Below are 20,878 nucleotides of genomic sequence, written 5' to 3' on the forward strand. Positions count from 1 at the left end.
AGAGATTATTTCTTAGCGTTCGTTCTCGATTTGAGTCGTGAATTCATTCGCTCGACAGCCATCGTCAGGCTCTGGACATGAATGTCAGGTGTCTGCGAATAACACAAGTCGACCAGTTGAGGATCGGCCAAAGAATCCAGACTGAACTGAAGTCCGTGACAGTTGATGCAGACCGCACGAATCATCTTCTCATTGGGGCGCAAGGTTTCATTCTGATTATGCACAACGGCGACGTTTCCTTTGCGGTCGACTCCGCGTGGCATGTGGCAGCTGGCGCATGTCACTCCACTCCCGGCTTCCGCCTTCCCAGCCAATTCCTCTCGCCAAAGTTGCTCATGTGATGAGCCAACATAGGCCCGCGAGTGGGCGTCATCATGGCACTTTAAACAGGCTTCCACCGCAGCGAACTGTGTATCAAAGCGATGGTCATCATGGCAGGCCATACAGTTCAATTCTGCGTGCAGAGAATGTGGTGACATCTTCAAGGTTGATTGTGCGGGGGTCATCGCGGACAGCCCCACGGCCAGTCGCATTCCATGCATTCCTTCTAAAAAGCCATCGACATTCTTTTCATGACATGCCTGGCAGGCTTCCATTCCGACCCTGACTGACCACAGACTCTCTGACTTGCTCTTTGATGTATGGCACGCCTGACAGTTCACGCCGGCCTTTGCATGTGCTGTCTGGACCCAGTCCTCAAGGATCGATCCTTCGACAACCATGTTCGGTGGAACATCCTGCTGGCCCAGGATCAGTGAGTTCGCAGACACTGTGGGCTTCCTGACTGGCAGGCGTGGATTCTCTTTGACGCTCGGCTCGTCAGCATGATCCGTCAGGAATTTTTCATAGAGCGCGGTGTTATCGTGGTAGTTATGGCATCCAGCAGTCGAACAACTCTGGAAAGAAAATCCTTTGTGACTGATTCGATGTTCGCCGATGTCGCTGTGACAAAAGCTGCAATAATCGAGAGGCACTGTGACGCCCATGGCGTGTGTCTGCTCGGAAACGTGTTCTTTATGACACGTCAGGCAACTCCGCGCGTCGATCTTGCTCACATGCTTTGCCATCGCAGGATCATCGAATTTGGATTTCGGATGGGTATCACGTGATGCTTTCAGCGCCTCCTGATGGCATTGCAGACAGGCATCTTCACGAACTCCCATCATGGCATCATGGCATGCAGAACACTTCAGCTCGATCTGATGATGTCCATGGGATGTCTTGCCAGGTAGAAAGACAGCTGCGGAGGCATTCATTCCCTTGGACGATGGAAACGCCAGCGACAGGGCAATTGACAGCCCGACGGTGATTCCAATCCAGATCCAGAATGAGTACTTCAACATGTGGACAGAGACTTTTGATTAATTCCCAAAGTAATAGGCACTGATCACATGAAACACCAAGAGAGCCGGAAGAGGCAAAAACAACGCGACATGAATCCCAAACATCATCGAGCGAGTTTTCAGACGCACTCCTGACTTGGGGCTGGAATCCGACAACGAACTCGCGATGCCAACCAGGCTTCCTGAGGCTGAGACAAGTAAGAATGTTGCTAACAGGACTCCATTGAAGTTTCGCCCGAACTGCAGTCCTGTGTGAACCATGACGAGTATGACTACGAGCAACGCCAGCACGCCGTGAGCCAGACGCCAGTCTCGAAACTCTCCCCATTGGAATCGCTTCCACCGCTTTCTCAAACTGAACACCATCCCGACTGCCAGCACTCCCACTGCCGAGAAGCCAGTCAACTGCTGGTAATAAAAATCATTCCAGAGTTTCTGCCAGTCATACCATGCGGATGTGACAGACTGAGCAGCAGGGATCGGCCCAATGACGATCCACGCGGCAATGAACGCCAGCGTCGAGATCGAGCAGATCAGTAGACGAGTGCTGCTGAGTCGACCACGTTCGATCGAAGAATCACCCACAAAATCAGACAGCAACGGTCGACATGATCCGCAGACGGTCCCTGCTCGCGTACATGCGGAAAGCTGCGAGACACTGACACAGCCATTTTCATAGGCCGTGGTTAATTGAGCTTTCGTTACTTTCACACAATTGCAGACAACAGCAGAGCCCGGCCAGCGGGAAATATGTTCTGCTACGTCACGATCCCAGATTCGTCCCTGAACTCGAAAGCGATTCTTCTGCCAGAGTGAAACCGATTCTTGGTTCAAAATCGCCTGATGTAACCGCGAGAGTTCTGCCGCCTGGCCTACGACAATCGCCCCGACGATTCGTCCCGACTTCAATACGATTTTTCGATAGACATTTTCACCAGACCAACTCAGATGATCATAATTCGCGCCCGACTGCAGATAATCTCCCAACGTACAGACATCGACACCCATCAGCTTCAAGCGAGTGGAAAAGTCACTGCCTGTAAAGGAGGTTTCGTGGCCGACAAAATTGCTGGCCAGGACATCAGCCATCTGACGCCCCGGCGCGACCAGTCCATAATGAATGCCACGATGTACGGCACATTCACCAATAGCAAAGATACGGCGATCCGAAGTCTGAAGATTGTCATTTACGATGACTCCTCCTCGCTCGGATAACTTCAGACCACAACCGGCCGCGAGTTCGTCACGAGGGCGAATGCCCGTTGCAACCACAACCAGATCAACTGACAGCGGTTCATAAAGATCAAAATTTAAGACTAGTTTCTGGCCATCGCGAATAATGGCTTGTGTGCGATGAAGCAAGTGAAACGTGAGTCCAAGTTGTTCCATCTGGACTCGAAGCAACGCTGCCCCCTCCGTATCGAGTTGCTTGGGCATGATCGCCGATGCCACTTCGACAATGTGCGTCTCAAGGCCCATCTGTCGAAGAGCATTGGCTGCCTCCAGTCCTAATAGCCCGCTGCCGATAACTGCTGCGGACGTCGCCCGGGATCCATACGAACGAATCTTTTCGACATCTTCCCGTGTCCGATAAACAAACACGCCTTCGCTTTCGATGCCAGGAATCGGCGGGATTAACGGACTTGCGCCGGTTGCAAGCACCAGGCGATCATAGTGAACGCATCGTCCCAGGCTGGTCACGATCGACTGCTTGGCCGGATCAATCGACGTCACCGGCTCATGAGAGATGAGCTCGATCTTGCGTTCTGCGTACCATTCCAAAGTTGCCAAATCAAGTTGATCGTCGGGGTTCGTTCCAAATAACTCACTCAAGCGAACCCGATCGTAAGCCGCTCCTGATTCCTCGCCAAAAACGATAATCTTCCAGTCTGCTGCGCCGTCAAGCGATGTGAGTTTATCGAGAAAAGCGAAACCAACCGGCCCATTGCCAACGACGACCAGCGTCTGGACGCCGCCGCTCGGGGATCGGATCGGTTGATTTTCTCGAATTGACATCTTGTCCAATGAGCAACACGGTTTGAGGGAGAGAGAAAGCCTATCCAGCGATCTCATCAATAGACATCGCGAAGATATCGTTTCTGCTTCACCATTTCCAATACATAGGCTTTTGCCTGAGCAGCAGTCATCTTCCCCTGTTGTTCAATGATCGCATGAAGTGTCTGATCGACGTCTCTGGCCATTCTTCTGGCATCGCCACAGACACAGAATGAGCCCCCTTCCTCCAGCCACTCGAAGATCTCGACTGCCGACTCCATCATCCGATCCTGCACATACACCTTTTGTTCCTGATCACGACTAAAGGCGGTGCTCAGACGTGTCAACTGACCAGTCTGCAGATAATTATCTAGCTCTTCGCGGTAGAGAAAATCAGTCTCCGAACGTTGATCGCCGAAGAACAGCCAGTTTTTACCTCTGGCATTTCTGGCTGCTCGTTCCTGAAGAAAGGCACGAAAGGGGGCAATTCCCGTTCCCGGGCCCACCATGATCAACGGCTTATCATCATTGACTGGCACATGAAACGCGTGAGCGGGATGTACGTAAACTCTAACGTCACTTCCCGCCTGCAGGCGATCCGAAAACATCGTGGATGCAACCCCTTTTCGTATCCGATTCTTCACATGGCGAATCTGACGACCGACTGTCAGATGGACTTCGCGATGATTGATCTTCTGCGAACTGGCAATGGAGTAGAGCCGAGGCGAAAGCGGCGACAGCGAGGTGACAAACTCTTGAGCAGAGATGGCCACGCCGGGAAAATGGTGTAAGACATCCAGAATATCGAGTTCTCCCGCCTCATCTTCGTCAATCAAGGTCTCCAGTGCTGCTACTTGTTCTTCCCCTTTCAATGACTTCTTGACCAGATCGATCAAGTCATCACTGATCCCCTTCAAACAAACGTGATGTGTCAATACCTCAGACAGTGATATCGTCAAGCCTGCGTACTCAACCGTTGTTGTCCTATCTGCGGCAATGGCTGACATCACGTTTTCGACCAGTTCATCGCAGTTGGAAGGGTAAACACCGAGTGCATCTCCCACCTGATACGTCAGACCACTTTCTCCAAGGTCGATCACAACGTGTCGCGTATCCTTCTCAGATGTCTCTGCATTGAGTCTGGAACTTTGAACCAGCTTCGCCAGCAGCGGCGTATCGCGGCTGAATCGTGATGCGGGTTCTGTCGCTACTTTTTCTAACGTCTTCGAACTGCTGACGTTGACGGGATTCTCCTCAAGAATCTTCTTGAGCATCTTCGAGGTCGGCTTTCCTCCAGGGACGCATTTCGTCAGGCTTTTTTCTTCTCCTGTGGCGATCGCGGTCGAATAGGTTCGACAGAGATAACCACAGGCACCGCAGTTCAACTGCGCCATGGCTGCCATCAATTTCATTTCAACCGGCTGATCCTTCGCGGCTGCCATTCTCTCGTCGATGCTCAAACCGGGATCATGCCAGGGAAGATCCGTGTCTGCGATCTCTTCAACAGTCTGCTCAATGACCGCTGACGAACTCGATGCTACGAGCCCGGCCGACATCGTTCCATTGGTCTCATTGAGACCGAGCATGCCCGCGAAAAAGCCATTCAACCAAGCCCGTTGTTCGCTGGAGAAGGGAGCTGTTTCAGGAATCAGCATTGCAGTCATTGTCATGCCCTGGAGATAAGGTGAAACATTCAGTCAGAAAGAAATGATGACTCGATTACGCGGTGACAAAGGTCGTTTCCAGACAGAGTCGTCGGAGTTCCGTCATTCCAACACGACGCACGAAATCGACGAACTGCTCACCCTCCACGCGTTGCTCGATATACAGTTCCAGCAACTGCAGAATCTTCGACGGCAACTCAGCCTCGGTCACGGATCGAAACAGCTCTTCTGCGATCGCTGCTTTCTCTCCATACCCTCCACCGACAAAGACGTGATAGCCATCGACCATCTCATCGCCGACTTCTACTTTTGTCCCGATCATCCCGATGTCGCCGATATAGTGCTGAGCACAGGAATGGTGACAGCCGGTGAAATGGATATTGATCGGCGAGTCCAGTTCGATCCGTTCTTCCAGATAGGCCGCTAGCTCTAATGCGTTTCGTTTTGTATCTGCACCGGCATACTTGCAACCGGCACTTCCCGTACATGCAATCAGATTGGCACGAATACTGTGCGGTGACCACTCCAGTCCTGCTTCTTCGATCATCTGCTGGGCGGCTTCCAGATCGCTGTCCCGGATATCAGGAATGATGAGGTTCTGCCAGACAGTCAATCGAAGTCGGCCGCTGCCATATCTATCTGCGATTTCCGACAACTGCCTCATCTGATGAGAGGTCAGATGACCGACCGGAGCGACGACTCCAATGTAGCACGTCTCGCTTTGTGACTGACGATGAACTCCGACATGACCAAATCGATCGACCTGCGGACGTGGCTCGCAGGTGGAGACATCGAATGCCCGCAATGGAAATTTCAAATGCTTCTGAACCTCGTTCAAGAAACCTTCAAATCCCATTCCATCAAGGACATATTTCAGACGCGCTTTCTTCCGATCCGTTCGATCTCCCAGCATTGAGAAGACTTTCACAATCGCAGCCGCGACCGGAATACATTCTTCAGCGGTGACAAGGTATCCCGTATCCCGCGCGAAGTCACAGTGGCCGGTAATGCCCCCCAGTGTCAGGCGGAAGTAAACACCAGCTGGAACGCACGATGTCGCTGCGTCGTCGCCAATGCGAACAGCGGAAAAGCCGATGTCGTTGGTGTCATCGAGACTGGCGATCCGCCCACCGCCATCGAAGGCGATGTTGAACTTGCGGGGCAGTCCATACATTTCCCGATGCTGCAAAATGTAGTGATGCATCTGACGGGCCAGCGGCAATGTCTCGATTAACTCGTCAGGATCAAAGCCACTGGTTGGTGACGACGTCACGTTTCGAATGTTGTCAGCACCTGACCCACGGATGATCAGCCCCAGGTCCATCAGCCCCAGTAACACATGCACCCCATTCTCGGCGCTGATATGACGGTACTGAAGATTTGCCCGCGTCGTCATGTCGGCCGCCCCGCCGGCATACAGGTCAGCCAGATCAGCCAGTCCACGCATTTGATAGGACTTCAGTTCTCCCCCGGGAATGCGCAGTCGGCACATGTAAGAATCCTGTGCAGGGGAGACGTAAAAGAGTCCCTGGTATTTGAACAGGAAGGCATCCGTTCCTTTGGGAAATCGTCCCTCGCGGGCATGCACGAGCAATTCATCCCACATGTCAAAAGGGGACTTGTCCCGTTTTGCTTTTTCCTCGCCTGAGAGCTTTTTCCCCGCATCAAGGACTTTCTGCTGAGCGTCATAATGAATTGACTCGGGACCAGCCGGACGATTGGATCCCCCGTTGAGCACAGATGACAGACCCGCAGGAATTGTCCCTCCAACCTGGACGTTCGCGCCGCCCGCGACGGGACCACACGAGCCAGACAGCACTGGCAGTCCACGAACTGTCCGCGCAACATCTGCACCGAGCATGAACCCCTGCAGATACGATTGCTGGTCTTTGTTAAAGCCGTTTTGCTCACTCATGGCTGCCTCCTGTCCTGGCGTGAATTGCTGCTGGTTCCAGTCGCACGGAACACTGTTTGTACGATGGCTGTTTGGAATACGGGTCGAACACATCCAGCGTCAGTTGATTGGCTTGCTCGTAATGCATAGGGACAAAGAGTTGTCCTGGCTGGACGTTACTTGTCACAAAAGCCTTGGCCGAAATTCGTCCACGTCGAGACACGATGTCGATCTGCTTTCCGGATTCCACCTGGAACGTCTTTGCATCGACAGGATGAATCTCAACATAGATCGACTGCGGATACAGCTTCCTGAGGACAGCGGACTTGCTCGTCCGTGTCTGTGTATGCCACTGGGAAGCCGTCCCGCGTCCTGTCAGCAATGTCAACGGATACGAGTCATCGGTCGGCTCCGGGTTGGGTCGAGGTGCTTCAAAAAGAAATCTCGCCCGGCCATCGGCATGATAAAAGCGGCCATCCTCAAATAAGCGACGCTCTTTGTCAGGCGTACTTTCAGATGGCAGGCAGGGCCATTGAATTCCTCCCTGCTCATCAATCATCTTGTAGTTCACGATCCCGGTCAGATCACACGGCTGTCCCGCTGAGATCCTCTTCATGACCTCAAACACTTTGTCAGGCGATGTCCATCCACGAAACATCTCGCCACAGCCCCAATACTCACTGATCAGGCGAAAGATCGAAAAATCTGCGATCGCCTGTCCCGGAGCAGCCTGGACTTTCTTGATCACCCCCAGACGACGCTCCGAATTGATGAACGTCCCCTCTTTCTCTCCCCAACCGGCGGCGGGCAGGACCAGATCCGCCATCTGGGCAGTTTCGGTCGTCGAATACATGTCTTGCACAACCAGGTATTCGAGTTTGTCCCGCAGCCTTTTGAAGCGATTCTGGTTGATCCAGGAGTGAGCGGGGTTTGTTGCAATCACCCACAGCCCTTTGATGTGCCCGGTTTCGATGCCGTCGATAATCTCGTGATACGACCAGCTGTTCCGATCAGGAATTCGTGCGACATCGATTCCCAGCAGTGTCGCGATTTTCTCGCGATCACCAGCCGAGGTAAAATCGTGACCGCCGAGCAAGCCCGTCGTATTGCTGAAGATTCGGGACCCCATCGCGTTGCATTGGCCGGTGATTGAGTTCGCCCCCGTTCCTGGTCGACCGATATTGCCCGTCATCAGCGACAGATTGATCAGACTCTGGGCAACCCGTGTTCCTTCGTAGCTCTGATTGACTCCCATCGTCCACCAGAACGAAACGCGAGATCGCTGGTGAATCTGCTCTGCGAGTTCAACGATCTGCGAACGCTCGAGACCTGTCTGCTCCACGACCCGTTCGAGAGGATAGTCACTGACGAAACTGGCAAACTCGTCAAATCCAGTGGTCGAGGCGTTGATGAACTCACGATCAATCCAGTCATTCTGGATCAACAGGTTCGCCAGTCCATAAAACAGCACGAGATCCGATTTGGGCTGAATCGCCAGATGACGATGAGACTGCATGGCGGTTTCCGTGGTGCGTGGATCGATGACAACGATTTCCGCACCACGTCGATTTCTCATCACACGTTCCCAGAGAATTGGGTGCGCGATGCATGGATTAGCGCCGACGAAGATCAGAAGGTCCGATTGCTCAAAATCGTCATACGTGAAAGGGGGAGCATCGAAGCCAAAGCTCTGCTTATAGGCTGTCGCCGCCGTCGCCATGCACTGACGGGTGTTACCATCTCCATGGACGATCCCCATGCCAAATTTGGCCAGCGATCCGAGGAACACCATTTCTTCCGTCGGAATCTGCCCTGTACTGATGAAGGCAACCGACTCGTTTCCGTACTTTTGCTGAATACGTTTGAAGTTCCGACAAAATGCTTCGAGCGCTGTGTCCCACTCGACTGGTCTCAATTCTCCGAAAGAGTTTCTCATCAGGGGATGGGTCGCGCGATCAGAGGCCTTGGTGACTTCCAGCGCCTCCCAGCCCTTGGGACACGCCATGCCGAGGTTGACTGGATACTCTGTTGTTGGCGACAGGCCGATGGCACCTCCGTCACCAAGATGCACTTTCAATCCACAGCCCGTCGAACAGAACCCGCAGACCATGGTTGTCGTCGCAGTCGGACGAAGCGAGTCCGGGACTTGACCCAGTCCGTGTCCTCCTGCTCGCAGTGACAGTTCGCGGGTCAAACTGCCGCTGGCAGCATGCACCAGTCGGAGGGCATCTTCAAAAGGCGAGGTTGGTTTTGTTGGTTCAACGACCTGACTCATCGCATCCCTCCCGGCATTCTGGGGGCAATCACCGCTTGAAAGAAGAGAGTCCGTTCTGCCAATTCTCCCGCGATCACGAATAGACATCCAACCACGGCCACTCCAGTCAGAAGCGGTAGCGGGACAGATCCGACACCCATCCCAATCAACGCAGGGATAGCGATTCCTCCGACCACTCCACACGCAATCCGTAACACAACGGTCGAGCGAAGTGCTCCAGTCAACAACAAGGATGTCTTCTTGTCGTCCGTGAGCCGAGTATCCTTCAGGCGCCAGAGAAGAGCGAATTCGCCAAGGATCTTGGAACCAGCCAGCATCACCAGAAGAAGCGATAGGACGCGGACAGCAATCGAGCTCGTCTCTGGTTCACTGACGAGAATCGTCAACACCAGCGAAAGTCCTGTCACGACAGCCGTTCCAAAAAACCTCAAATTCGTCCGATGAAAATTCCATAACGAGCGTTGCGTGAAGACGTAAACCATCACTGAGCAATATGTCCCGAGGATTCCAAAGGTCACAGATCCCAGCAACGATCCAAGCAGCCCGGTTTGTAGAAGAGAGCCAGTCAACAGCGGCGCGACTCCTGGCAGCCAAGACTCGACAGAGGCAGCGATTGTCTGATACCCCGCCAGAAACGCCGCCAGTCCGGTGAATACCGCATATCCGCCAAACGCGACCGCTTCGCGTGATAACCAGGAGTGACGTATTCCTAGAATGCCTCGAAACGCATACAGCGGGCGTCCTAAGTGCAACGTCGCCGCGACGAGTCCCGCCTGTCCCAGTAGAAACGACAGGATGATCAGGCCTATTATCGACATCTGTGAAAACTCAAACCCGCCCACAAAACAGAGGCCCGTCGCAGCCAGATATCCTCCCAGCGACGCCTGCATCAGCACCAGCATCAAGATCAAAGGCAAGTGTGCATGCTCTGGTTGAATGTCATCGTCGTCTCCGGTTGTCAGATCACGGGGAAGAGGTGTTTTCGACAGGTAACGGGTCGTTGGTTTGGTGTAGGAAGCATCGTGTGTCCGTGGCAGAAACACGTTAGACGCCGCATCAGCCAGAATCTCATCCACATCAACCACCGTAATGGAGATGGCCTCATGGGGGCAGGCTTGCACGCAGGCAGGTGCCTCATTCACCGCCAGTCGATTCCGACACATGTCGCATTTACGGACAATCCCCTTGCTGGCGCTATACTTGGGAACGCCATAAGGGCAGGCGAGCGTGCAGTACTGACAGCCAAAGCACTGGTCATCCAGGTGATAAACAATGCCCGTCAGCGGATCTTTCTCATAGGCATTCGTTGGACAACCTTTCAGACACGCCGGGTCGACGCAGTGATGACAGGCCGAGGTGACATGCTGCAGGAATGACTGCTCGGCCTCTTTCTGATGCAAGACTCCCACATCACGCCAGGTCTCTGATTCTTCCAGACCATTCAACGTATGACAGGCAGACACACAGGCCTTGCAACCAGAACAGCGATCCAGGTTGACCTGGAACGCGTATTGTTGATTCAACCCAGGCTTTGCAGTCGGCAGCAGTGTCTTGTAATAGCGCTCCTGAGACGGCGGCAGCAGGCACGGTTCGTCATACAAATAGGAGAACATCTCCACGGCTGACAGACTCTTCTGCTGGCCGAGGAGGAGACCAAGCAGATCACTGTGGGCACCAATCTCCGAAGTGGGACGATCATCCACCACGGTCGCGATTCCGTGGCGCGTGATCTCAAACTCCGCCGTCTCAGACGACGAAGCTGGCAAAATCGGATTGAGAGTCGTCCCTGTCACGTTATTCGTTTCCAGCATGTGTACCAGAAGAAATCAAATCGCAAGTTGCTTTGGCTGTCTCGAAATGGATCGGGATGTCGTGGCTTGTGTCTTCATAGCTCGCGACGGCATGGCATGTGTCTTCGTACTCTGGCGTCCGGCTGCGTCCTGGGTGTGAGTGAGCCAGTCCTTCCAGAAACGAGATCAAATGCCCCCGATAACGGTAGTAATCTGGATGCTCCAGCACTTCATCGCGTTTTCGTATCCGAGGAATCGGGATCGCGAGAATCTCACCCACGCGAGCGCGAGGGCCATTCGTCATCATGACGATGCGATCTGACATATAGATTGCCTCATCCACGTCATGAGTCACCAGCATCGTCGTGATCTGCTCCTCGGCGAGAATTTCAAGAATGACGTCCTGAAGTTCCATCCGGGTCAGTGAATCGAGTCTTCCAAATGGCTCATCCAGTAACAGCATCTTCGGCCTCAATGCCAAAGCCCGCGCGATGCCGACTCGCTGCTGCATTCCTCCAGACAGCTCGCGCGGATACCGATGCATCGAGTCACCCAGCCCGACCAGTTGCAGGTAGTGGGAGACGATGTCCGCTCGTTGCTGCTTTGTCGCATGCGGATAGACATTTTTCACTCCCAGTAAGACATTCTCAAAAGCCGTCATCCAGGGGAGTAAGCATGGCGACTGAAAGACAACCGCCCGGTCAGGACCAGCCTCGCTGATTTCACGACCATCGACCACCACTCCTCCCGATGTGATGGAGTTCAGCCCGGCAACCATGGTGAGAACCGTCGATTTCCCGCAGCCGCTATGTCCAATAATGCTGACAAACTCTCCCTTGGGCATGATCAGGTTGAACCCGTCAACCACAACGACATCTTCCCCGCGCGGATTCGGGTACGCCTTCGTGACGTTGTGAATCTCGACATATCGTTTTTCGGAAAGAGACAACATGATGAGTTCCTATCGTGAACCGCCTGAAGAGCAGGAAGACTAGCTGGCAACGACGACTTCCTCGGTGACAACGCGACGTCGTCGTGAATCCCATGCAACTGGCGAGATGTCAGGCAGCGGTGTCAGTAACTCCACGCGAGTCCGACGCTTTTCCTCTCCCATGTGAGACATGTAACGTGTCACTTCATTGCGAAGTCGTTTAAAGTCTTCATTGAAGTTGAGAGTCGTCCGATCACGCGGGCGAGGCAGGTCGACGATGAACTCTTCTCCAAAAGACGCCATCGGTCCCTGGGTCAGCGTGACGATCCGATCGGCCATCAGAACAGCTTCATCGACATCATTTGTGATCATCACGACCGTCCGCTGATCCTGCTCCCATAGGCGAACGATTTCGTCTTGAAGATTGGCTCGCGTTAAGGCATCCAGGGCGCTGAGCGGTTCATCCAGCAGCAGGATTTCTGGCTGCATTGACAAGGTTCTCGCCAGTGAAAGACGCTGTCGCATTCCACCGGACAGTTCATGTGGCTTTTTGTGCTCAGATCCCGTCAGACTCACAAGATTGATGTAGCGCTGGATATAGGCAACTTTTTCATCGCCATGCATCCTGGGGAAGACTTGTCGAACAGCGATTTCGATGTTTCCTGAGACCGTCAACCATGGCAGCAGTGAGTAATTCTGAAAGACGATTCCCAGCTTCGGGCCCGGTTCGCGGACAGGATCTCCATGCAGTGTGATCTGACCTTGAGTCGGTCTTTGCAGACCAGCCATCAGTGACATCAGAGTACTCTTGCCACTTCCAGAGAATCCGATCACCGCAACGAACTCATTCTTACGAACGGACAGATTCAAATCGTTGAGCACGACATGACGCTCACTGCCATGTCCAAAGGCAATCGAGACATCATTCATTTCCAGAAAGGCCATGTTGTCATTCCGTCAAACTGAAAGAAGGAAAATCGCTCGCTGAGACAGTGAATCAGATTGCTGCCGGTGCTCCATCAAAGCTGACGAGTCGCTGCAGAATGATCATGATCCGGTCCAGCAGGAACCCGATCACTCCGACCACGAACACCACGACAAACATCTGGGCAAACGTGGCAGAGGAGCCATTGTTGAACATATCCCAGACGAATTTGCCAATCCCTTCACTCGAGGCCAGCAACTCGGCGGCGATCAACACCATCCAGCCAACTCCCAGTGAAATTCGCATCCCGGCAAAAATCAGCGGCATGGCCGAGGGAATGACAATGCTCACCAGACGTCGAGTAAATCCGAGTCTGAGGACGCGGGCCACGTTCATGTGGTCCTTGTCGATCGAGGCGACACCAAGCGCGGTATTGACCAGCGTCGGCCACAACGAACAAAGCGCGACTGTCACCGCAGACGCGATGAATGCAGGATTGATCTTCATCCAGCCGATCAGCGGCAGACGTTCCAGCAAATGCAGCAGCCAATGATTGTCTGGATCGGGAATCAAACCACCAACAATGATCAAGGCAATCGGCAACCAGACGATCGGCGAAACGGGCTTGAACATCGCGATAAAAGGAGTCACAGCCGCCATGAACGTGCTGCTCAACCCACAGAGAATCCCGATCGGCACAGCGATCATTGTCGCGAGGACAAAACCAGTGAAGACACACGCCAGGCTGCGAAGCGTTTGAAGCGGGAGTGTCCATGGTTTTGCATACGCAGATTTTTCCATGGTCTGCAGTCGCTCTTCAGTCTTGACGATGCGATTGGCCAGGCCAAGAGTCTGTGCCCCTGTCGCGGTTGCAAACTCAGACTTCAGACGTTCCAGATCCGCCTCGCTTTGTGCCACCCTGGATTCGCGATTCCCGACCGTTAAAAGCTCTTTCCGCTTCTCGAGGAAGATGATCTCCTCCACGACATTTGTCTGCTGCTTCAGCGCGTTCAGATAGGGCTGATACTTCACTGACGAAATGTTCGTGAGCTTTTCCTGAATCGTCTTCAGTTTCTCGTTGTTCTCTTTCTTGAGTCCGTTGTATTTCACCATCGCAGCGATCAATGCTTCACGGTCGGTTGTGGAACTCTTCTCGGTAATCCCTGACGCCGTTTGTTTGATCGCGTCGAGCATTGCCTTTTCCTGAGAGGTCTGCTCTTCACTAAGATCATTCAGTTCCTTTTGCACGGGGCCAACCGTCTTGGCCAGAAACTCATCGCGGCCGATTTCTATTTCTGCAACACGCGCGTCTGCTGATTGCTTTAACGCGGCCAGATCACTCAGACGTTGTTCAACACGAGCAAGTTCTGCCTGTCGGGTTTCTCCAGTGAGGATGTAGTCGTCCTCTTTGGTGTTCTCGCGAACAAAGAACTGGAAAACGCCACGAAACGCCTCCGCGACAACCCCCGGAGTAGGAACTTCACCCGACTTAGTCTTCAACTGCGGACCAGCCCAGTTCCAGATCCCGACAAACACCAGAACTGCAACAACCGGCACGACGATGAATCGCCCGATCTTCTTCAACTGCAGCGCAGGCTCTTCGCCATAGCAGAGTCGGACAATCGGCTCCAGGAACGTCAGTCCTGTCACATGGATGATCTTGAGTAAGCTGTATTTCACGGGAACCCTCATGGGAGTCGAATGAATTTCGAGAGGTCGCGATCGCGACTACTGCGGATCTTTATTGCCGATGATGTGAGAATTCAGATAGCCGATCGGATCGCGTGCGTCGTAAGAAATCCCGTCAATAAAATCAGTCGTCACAGGCTTATAGCCATCGGACGTCCAGGGAATTTCATCCTTTTCAATCTTGCCTTCATCGAGCAGCATCTTGGCTGCGGTCAGATAAACATCTGGCTTGTAGATCTCGCGCACCGTGTCGTCATACCATTTGGCTGGCATGGGCTTGGAGATCTGCCCCCATCGTCGCATCTGAGTCAGAAACCAGATGCCATCGCTGTACCACGGATAGCTCGAGTGATACTTGTAAAAGACATTGAAATCCGGCATCTCTCGCTTGTCGGTCCGCTGGAAGTAGAAGTAGCCGGTCATCGAATTTCGGATCACGTCATAGTCAGCGCCGACATAATTCGAGCGGGACAGAATTCTCGCGGCTTCCTGTCGATTGATGAGATTCCCTTTCGAGTCCGTCTCATCCAGCCATCGTCCCGCGCGGATCAAGGCTTTGATGACAGCAATATGCGTATGGGGATTCTTATCTGCCCACGCCTTCGAGACCCCAAAAACTTTCTCGGGACAGTTTTTCCAGACATCATAATTGGTCGCGACCGGCACTCCGATCCCCTTGGCAACGGCTTGCTGATTCCAGGGTTCGCCGACGCAATACCCTTGAATATTTCCTGCTTCTAAAGTCGCAGGCATCATCGGCGGCGGAGTCACTGAAAGCTCCACCATCGCATCGACGCGCCCACCAGCCGGGTCAGCTTCCGTGTACATCCCCGGATGAATTCCGCCGGCCGCCAGCCAGTAACGCAGCTGGTAATTGTGTGTCGAGGTCGGAAAAACCATCGCCATTTGCAGCTTTTCACCGAAGGCCAGTTTTTCGTCGACGACTGTTTGCAAAGTCGTCGCAGAAATCGGATGCACCGGTTTCGGAGAATTCAACTCCGGGGACGACTTCTGCATTTCCCGCCACACAGAATTCGAAACCGTGATCCCATTTCCATTCACGTCCATCGTGTAAGCAGTGACGATGTGTGCCTTCGTGCCATATCCAATCGTCGCAGCGATCGGCTGTCCCGACAGCATATGCGCGCCATCAAGATTTCCGCTGATGACGTTGTCCAGCAGCGTCTTCCAGTTCGGCTGTGCAACGACCTCGACCTGCAATCCCTCGTCCGCGAAGAATCCTTTCTCCTTCGCGATCACAACCGGCGCACAATCTGTCAGTTTGATAAACCCAAGCTTGAGTTTGTCCTTCTCGATATCCAGAAAGTCGATCACGTCTTGTCCAGACGCGATCATCGTGCTCGTCATCAGGACAAGCAGACAGATCATTCCCGGAATGCGTCCAGCGTTCATGAAGGTGATTCCCTGCCAGGACTGTAACGTACAACGACCGTCATCGATCGACAGGGAAGAACAGAGGCAACCGATGCGCCTCAATCACTCAGACGCATGAAATTTCATTGAGAGACATCGGTTTTCCACGGTTTCGGCAGTCCACGAAACCGTAGTTTCCACGATGTGGCGGGGTCGACCGCAAAAGTCGGATCGATTGCTCTCAGATAACAGATCAGCGATATGAAAAGATTCTAAGCAGGATTGATGATTTCAATGGCATGTCAGATGCCAAAACCATCTTGGGCATTCATTGCACGACAGGGAACTCGATGCCGATCATCGTAGCGGAGTTTAGAATTTCACTTCCGTAAGAAAATACAGCTGACTGGCATCACTGCGATTGATCGCAGGCTGTTTCTGGACGGCATCGCCGTACCAGAACCATGAATATCCAAACTCAGCCGTCCAGTTCGCATTGAGTTTGTAAGTGGCAATCAGATCGAGCTCGTTGCCGATGTGATCGTAAGGCGTTCCCGCAGCGCCAAACGGTGCGCCTCCGATATTGTAGATGTAATCTTCCGAATGTGCTTTTCGGAAGTAATGGAAGACCGCATTCAGATCCAGCTTTTTTGATGGACTGACTTTCGAAATGAACGCAAAGTCAACCAGGTTCGAACCATTGAAGTTGTCCAGGATCCCCCAATACGCGTGACCAAGCGGGTAGAGGGTATTGTACGTATTGATCTGCCCGTCGTTGGGATCTGGATCTCCCGAACCATACCAGATCAACCCGCCCACCGTCGGACTCCAGGTCGCCTGATTCCAGGTATGTGAAACCATGAGATTCAGGCCGAGCGCTCCCACATTCTGATCGAGCCCTGTCAGAAAGTCACTGCTCCCACATTGGTAAGCAGCAAACGTATCCCATGCCCACGTTCGAACCGGAGCCTCGCCTCCGTCTTTGATTGCACGCTTGCCATAAATACGTGTTCCCAGTGTGTAGAGCTCTCCATCCGGTCTGTTCGCCTGATCTTCCTGCTCATTGTCAATCAGAAAGAACAAGTCCATCTTGCTGAGTCCAAGGCTTTTATAGGTCGCGTAAATACCGCTAAAAAGATGGCTTTGATCGGGCGAATCGAAAGATTCGGGTCGATACACGACATTTCTCGCCGCCCCATTTACAGGACGAACGACAAAGCCATCAATATCCCAGTTCTCGCCCGACCAGTAGAGTTTGCCGCCTTCAAAGTTTCGATACGTATTGGCCCATCCAAGTGGCGAGATGATGTGTTGATCGCCATAAAGCAGTGTCTGGCGACCATAGCGACCGCGCAGTGTCCCAGAATCGTTCTGAAAAATCTTGACGTCGATATAAGCCTGCAGAATATCCCAGCGATTGGTGTCGATCGGAAGTTCCGGCAGGTCATTGTGAAATGTACTGGCATCAATGATCTCGAGGTGACCTTTGACCAGATCCTCGTAAGCAAGATCCAGATACGGTGTGAATCGATGCTGGGTGTAGCTGCTTCGCCCAGGTCCGCCGGGACGCAGACGATTGTCTTCGTCGAGGTAACGAAACCGGTAGGCTCCGCCAGCAGATGCCGTCAATCCCGTCTCGCCGATCTGCATGTCTTTCAAGCACGACAAAAATGGCTCATCAGAGGAGATCGCGTTGAACCAATCCAAGCCGGTCTCACAGTCATCGATTTCACAAGGCTCACCAAACGACGATGGCGTACAACCTTCATCCGCGCAGCTCACTTTCATCAACTCCTGCGCTGGCATTTCCACGGCAGGAAGACACAGAACGACTATACAAACTGCAAAACGAGCCAACATCGCGGAATCCCTTCCGTGCCGAAGTCCGAATTTCAAAACGACTGAAATTCGCTGATATCATGACTTTCGGTCGCGAGATCGACGTCATTCGTTAAAAGCACAAAACTAGGCATTCCATAAAGGCCGCGCGTTCAAATCGAACGACAAAATTTACCCAGGCGATAAAGTTGATGTGTGGAATACCGTTGGGGCGGCTTGCTTCTTGAAGCGGAGGTAATTCCAGGAACTATGTGGCGATAAATTCGCATCAGACATCACTCGAGAAAGATTCTCGTGTGCCCCAGTCAGAATCCGGTGCGGCATTTGCGACTGCTACTGTCTTTGAAACACTTCACAGTCCACACTTCACATACCACGTAGAAAGTATGCCATGGACACGATCGTCGCCATTTTCGTCTGGATTCTGTTTGGGCTGATCGTTGGAGCGATTGCCCGCGCTGTCTACCCCGGTCGCCAACCGATGGGGTTTGGGAGCACGATTGCACTGGGAATTGCAGGGTCGCTGGTTGGAGGGGCGATCAGCTGGGCAGTCTCGGGTGCACCGAATCGTCCATTGCTGGAGGGGTCCGGATGGATCTTGTCGATCCTCGGTGCTCTCATCGTTGTGTGGGTCGTTACAGCAATGAATCAGCGGAGTGGTGTCAAATAAATAGATTGCAGACAGGTCACATTGAATTCGATTCGTGCGCTGCGGACGCTCAGTTCGAGGTTAAAGCGACCAGACAACCTGATTTGAAGTGGCTTTCAACGCCTCAAGCATTCGTTAATTTGCGTTCATAATGCCACGAATTGAGCCCTGCTTACTGGCATCGACTGCAACAACCATGGACTGACACTTGCTCTGTGAGCCAGCATTCGCAACGATAGGTTGCATAAGTTCTAATCGATGGTTGTGGCAGGGTCGTTGCCTTGCCCAGCGTCTTCCGTTTCCTCGAATTGAGGTCAAGGTTTCAAAATGATTCTCTTCCGCACGTTGGCCGTGGCTGTCGTTCTTGTTGTGCTGAATGGCTCGATTCAGGCACAAATGGCCGTCTATCAGGATGGCATTGAATGGGAAGTTCCCCCCAAGGTTGTCCCGGGCACTACGAATTCAACGGCTCCGTCTGATGCCATCGTGCTCTTCGATGGCAAGAACATGGATGCCTTCGAAGGTGGGCAGGACTGGACCCTCAAAGACGGTTATGTTGTCGCCGCCAAGCACGATGTTAAAACCAAGCAGGCGTTTGGTTCGATTCAGCTTCACATTGAATACTCCGCTCCCCCGGAAGACAATGACAAAGGCCAGGGCAAAGGGAATAGCGGAATCTACCTGATGGACGGTCGCTATGAGATTCAGGTACTCGATATGTTTGAAAACGAAACCTACCCGAACGGGCAAGCAGGCTCTGTCTACAAACAAATTCCCCCCATGGCTGACCCGATGCGCAAGCCAGGGGAATGGAATGAATACGATGTCATCTTCAATGCACCTGAGTTTGACATGCAAGGCGAATTGAAGAAGCCTGCGTACGTGACCGTCATCATCAACGGCGTTTGTGTCATCGCTCAGTATGCCCTGAAAGGGAAGACCGTGTATGCGGATGCTGTTCCGCACTACGTCGCTCATCCTGACAAGCTGCCGCTCGTCCTCCAGTATCACAGCGACCCCGTTCGCTTTCGCAACATTTGGGTGCGTGAACTTGAGCCTCCCAAAGGCAAAAGAGTCGATGAGCCGCACTTTATGTTTGGCGACAAACGGATCAAGTACGAGCCAGAAAAGCCAATGACACCAAACAAGAAGTAAGACTTGTCAAAACTGTTTTCACGCCAACCGCGCGAGCGTTCATCATGTCGCGCGGTTCGTGGGAACAGGGAGCATTCCGCAGCACTGGCTCATCACATTCTGGTGAGAGCCTCTTGTTCTGGAAAACGGAATTAGGGCCGTTCAGCTCGTGGCATCGGGGGTTGTCGCGGACTTCGAAATCAGGCCCTGTTTGCGGAGTTCATCCCAGAATCCTGTCGGAATCATGACCTTCATCGAATCGGCATTGGCTTTGACCTGCTCTGCAGTGCGGGCACCGGGAATGATGGCGGAGACGATCTTGGATGCGGCTGCGAATTGAAGAGACGCTGTTCGCAAATCGATGCCGAAATCAGTCGCGACTTTGGTCAGTTTTTCGCGCTTTTGTACTGCACCATCAGGAATCGTTCCGCTATATAAATAGCGATCACGCCCTGCCAGATAACCAGCGACGAGAGGGGCGCCCACGACCACGGAGACCCCCTTCTTCTCGAGAACCGGGAATGTTTTCTCAACAGCCTGCTCGTGATCGATCAGCGAATACTGACAAGCCAGCAGGAAGAGATCGGGATCAGCCACCTCGACGGCGCGCAGCGCAGGTTCTGGACGGTTCACTCCGAACCCCCAGGCTTTGATGATCCCTTCTTCTCGCATGCGGGTCAGTTCGGGCATCGCGCCTTTCTGAGCGATGTCGAAATATTCGGTCCAGCGTTCTTTCATGTCGCCATTGTCAGGCGAGAGATCGTGAATAAAGACGATGTCGATCTGCGAGACACCAAGACGCTGCAGACTGTCTTCAATCGAACGACGCGTTCCTTCTGCAGTGTAGTCATAGGTGTAGGAAAAGGGTGACGGCTCCTGCCAGAGGGCTTTCGGAGGAGTCTTGGTCGCCTTCAGAATGCGGCCGACTTTGGTGGAGATGATATAGTCTTCTGGCTTGTGGTTATGCAGGAAACGCCCAAAACGTCGCTCGCTCAGCCCCAGGCCGTACCAGGGAGACGTATCGAAGTAACGGACACCGACTGCCCAGGAGGCTTCCATTAGCGCCTCTGCGGCCTCGTCGGACATGGCTGCAAACCCGTTTCCTGCCGCGACTCCACCAAGTCCAAAGCGGTAAGGTGGAACATAGTGACCGCTTGTGACCACGCCATTGGTCGGAAGTGGGGTATCAGTCACCTTGCCGATTGTCGGCATGACGGAGCCAGGGCCAGCATCAGCAGCGAGCAGTGTCGAAGCTGTCAGCAGAGTGGAACCAGCAGCGAGCGGGAGGAATTCACGTCGGGTGAGCATGTCGATCTCCTGGAGGGATACGGGCGATGAACATCTCGTCGTGAGTTGCACAGCATGAAAAAGTCCAC

General features: G+C 53.2%; 13 protein-coding genes and 1 pseudogene. 2 read left to right on the forward strand and 12 right to left on the reverse strand.

Features of this window, described 5'->3' with window-relative positions:
- Positions 1–5: 5 nt before the first annotated feature.
- The 11 genes and pseudogenes from SH248x_RS02825 to SH248x_RS02875 all read right to left on the reverse strand — a co-directional run bounded on the left by SH248x_RS02825 (position 6) and on the right by SH248x_RS02875 (position 17,668).
- A complete protein-coding gene (locus SH248x_RS02825; RefSeq protein ID WP_459557007.1) occupies positions 6–1,343 on the reverse strand; it encodes a cytochrome c3 family protein in 1,338 nt (445 codons plus the stop codon).
- Between the two features lie 18 nt (positions 1,344–1,361).
- Positions 1,362–3,359 carry an FAD-dependent oxidoreductase gene (locus SH248x_RS02830; RefSeq protein ID WP_459557008.1) on the reverse strand — a complete coding sequence of 666 codons (1,998 nt, stop codon included), beginning with the start codon at positions 3,357–3,359 and terminating at the stop codon, positions 1,362–1,364.
- A gap of 56 nt (positions 3,360–3,415) precedes the next feature.
- Complete coding sequence (locus tag SH248x_RS02835; protein ID WP_459557009.1) at positions 3,416–5,002, reverse strand: ferredoxin reductase domain-containing protein; 1,587 nt, start codon at positions 5,000–5,002, stop codon at positions 3,416–3,418.
- A gap of 55 nt (positions 5,003–5,057) precedes the next feature.
- Positions 5,058–6,917: a NirA family protein gene (locus SH248x_RS02840; protein ID WP_459557010.1), complete on the reverse strand. Its 1,860-nt coding sequence runs from the start codon at positions 6,915–6,917 to the stop codon at positions 5,058–5,060.
- The gene (locus SH248x_RS02845; RefSeq protein WP_459557011.1) at positions 6,910–9,171 is read right to left on the reverse strand and encodes a molybdopterin oxidoreductase family protein; all 2,262 of its coding nucleotides are present in this window, start codon (positions 9,169–9,171) and stop codon (positions 6,910–6,912) included. Before SH248x_RS02845 ends, SH248x_RS02840 begins: the two co-directional genes overlap by 8 nt.
- Positions 9,168–10,982 carry a DmsC/YnfH family molybdoenzyme membrane anchor subunit gene (locus tag SH248x_RS02850; protein WP_459557012.1) on the reverse strand — a complete coding sequence of 605 codons (1,815 nt, stop codon included), beginning with the start codon at positions 10,980–10,982 and terminating at the stop codon, positions 9,168–9,170. The genes SH248x_RS02845 and SH248x_RS02850 overlap by 4 nt, the downstream gene beginning before the upstream one ends.
- On the reverse strand, positions 10,966–11,913 hold the full coding sequence (locus SH248x_RS02855; RefSeq protein WP_459557013.1) for an ABC transporter ATP-binding protein: 948 nt from the start codon (positions 11,911–11,913) through the stop codon (positions 10,966–10,968). Before SH248x_RS02855 ends, SH248x_RS02850 begins: the two co-directional genes overlap by 17 nt.
- Before the next feature lie 39 nt (positions 11,914–11,952).
- Positions 11,953–12,837, reverse strand: coding sequence for an ABC transporter ATP-binding protein (locus SH248x_RS02860; protein WP_459557014.1), 885 nt, complete (start codon positions 12,835–12,837; stop codon positions 11,953–11,955).
- 52 nt (positions 12,838–12,889) lie between these two features.
- A pseudogene (locus SH248x_RS02865) lies at positions 12,890–13,543 on the reverse strand (ABC transporter permease); the annotation flags it as partial.
- Positions 13,544–14,545: 1,002 nt separating this feature from the next.
- Positions 14,546–15,874 carry a CmpA/NrtA family ABC transporter substrate-binding protein gene (locus SH248x_RS02870; protein ID WP_459558571.1) on the reverse strand — a complete coding sequence of 443 codons (1,329 nt, stop codon included), beginning with the start codon at positions 15,872–15,874 and terminating at the stop codon, positions 14,546–14,548.
- Positions 15,875–16,252: 378 nt separating this feature from the next.
- On the reverse strand, positions 16,253–17,668 hold the full coding sequence (locus tag SH248x_RS02875; protein ID WP_459557015.1) for an alginate export family protein: 1,416 nt from the start codon (positions 17,666–17,668) through the stop codon (positions 16,253–16,255).
- A gap of 442 nt (positions 17,669–18,110) precedes the next feature.
- Here SH248x_RS02875 and SH248x_RS02880 point away from each other — a divergent pair, with 442 nt between their 5' ends.
- Together SH248x_RS02880 and SH248x_RS02885 are read left to right on the forward strand one after the other, a co-directional pair.
- Positions 18,111–18,389: a GlsB/YeaQ/YmgE family stress response membrane protein gene (locus SH248x_RS02880; protein WP_459557016.1), complete on the forward strand. Its 279-nt coding sequence runs from the start codon at positions 18,111–18,113 to the stop codon at positions 18,387–18,389.
- Between the two features lie 306 nt (positions 18,390–18,695).
- A complete protein-coding gene (locus tag SH248x_RS02885) occupies positions 18,696–19,523 on the forward strand; it encodes a 3-keto-disaccharide hydrolase (RefSeq protein WP_459557017.1) in 828 nt (275 codons plus the stop codon).
- Between the two features lie 141 nt (positions 19,524–19,664).
- Here SH248x_RS02885 and SH248x_RS02890 read toward each other — a convergent pair whose 3' ends face one another.
- The gene (locus SH248x_RS02890) at positions 19,665–20,810 is read right to left on the reverse strand and encodes an aldo/keto reductase (protein ID WP_459557018.1); all 1,146 of its coding nucleotides are present in this window, start codon (positions 20,808–20,810) and stop codon (positions 19,665–19,667) included.
- Between the last annotated feature and the right edge of the window lie 68 nt (positions 20,811–20,878).

It is taken from the genome of Lacunimicrobium album (genome assembly GCF_052161635.1).
Classification (GTDB): Bacteria; Planctomycetota; Planctomycetia; order Planctomycetales; family Planctomycetaceae; genus SXPC01.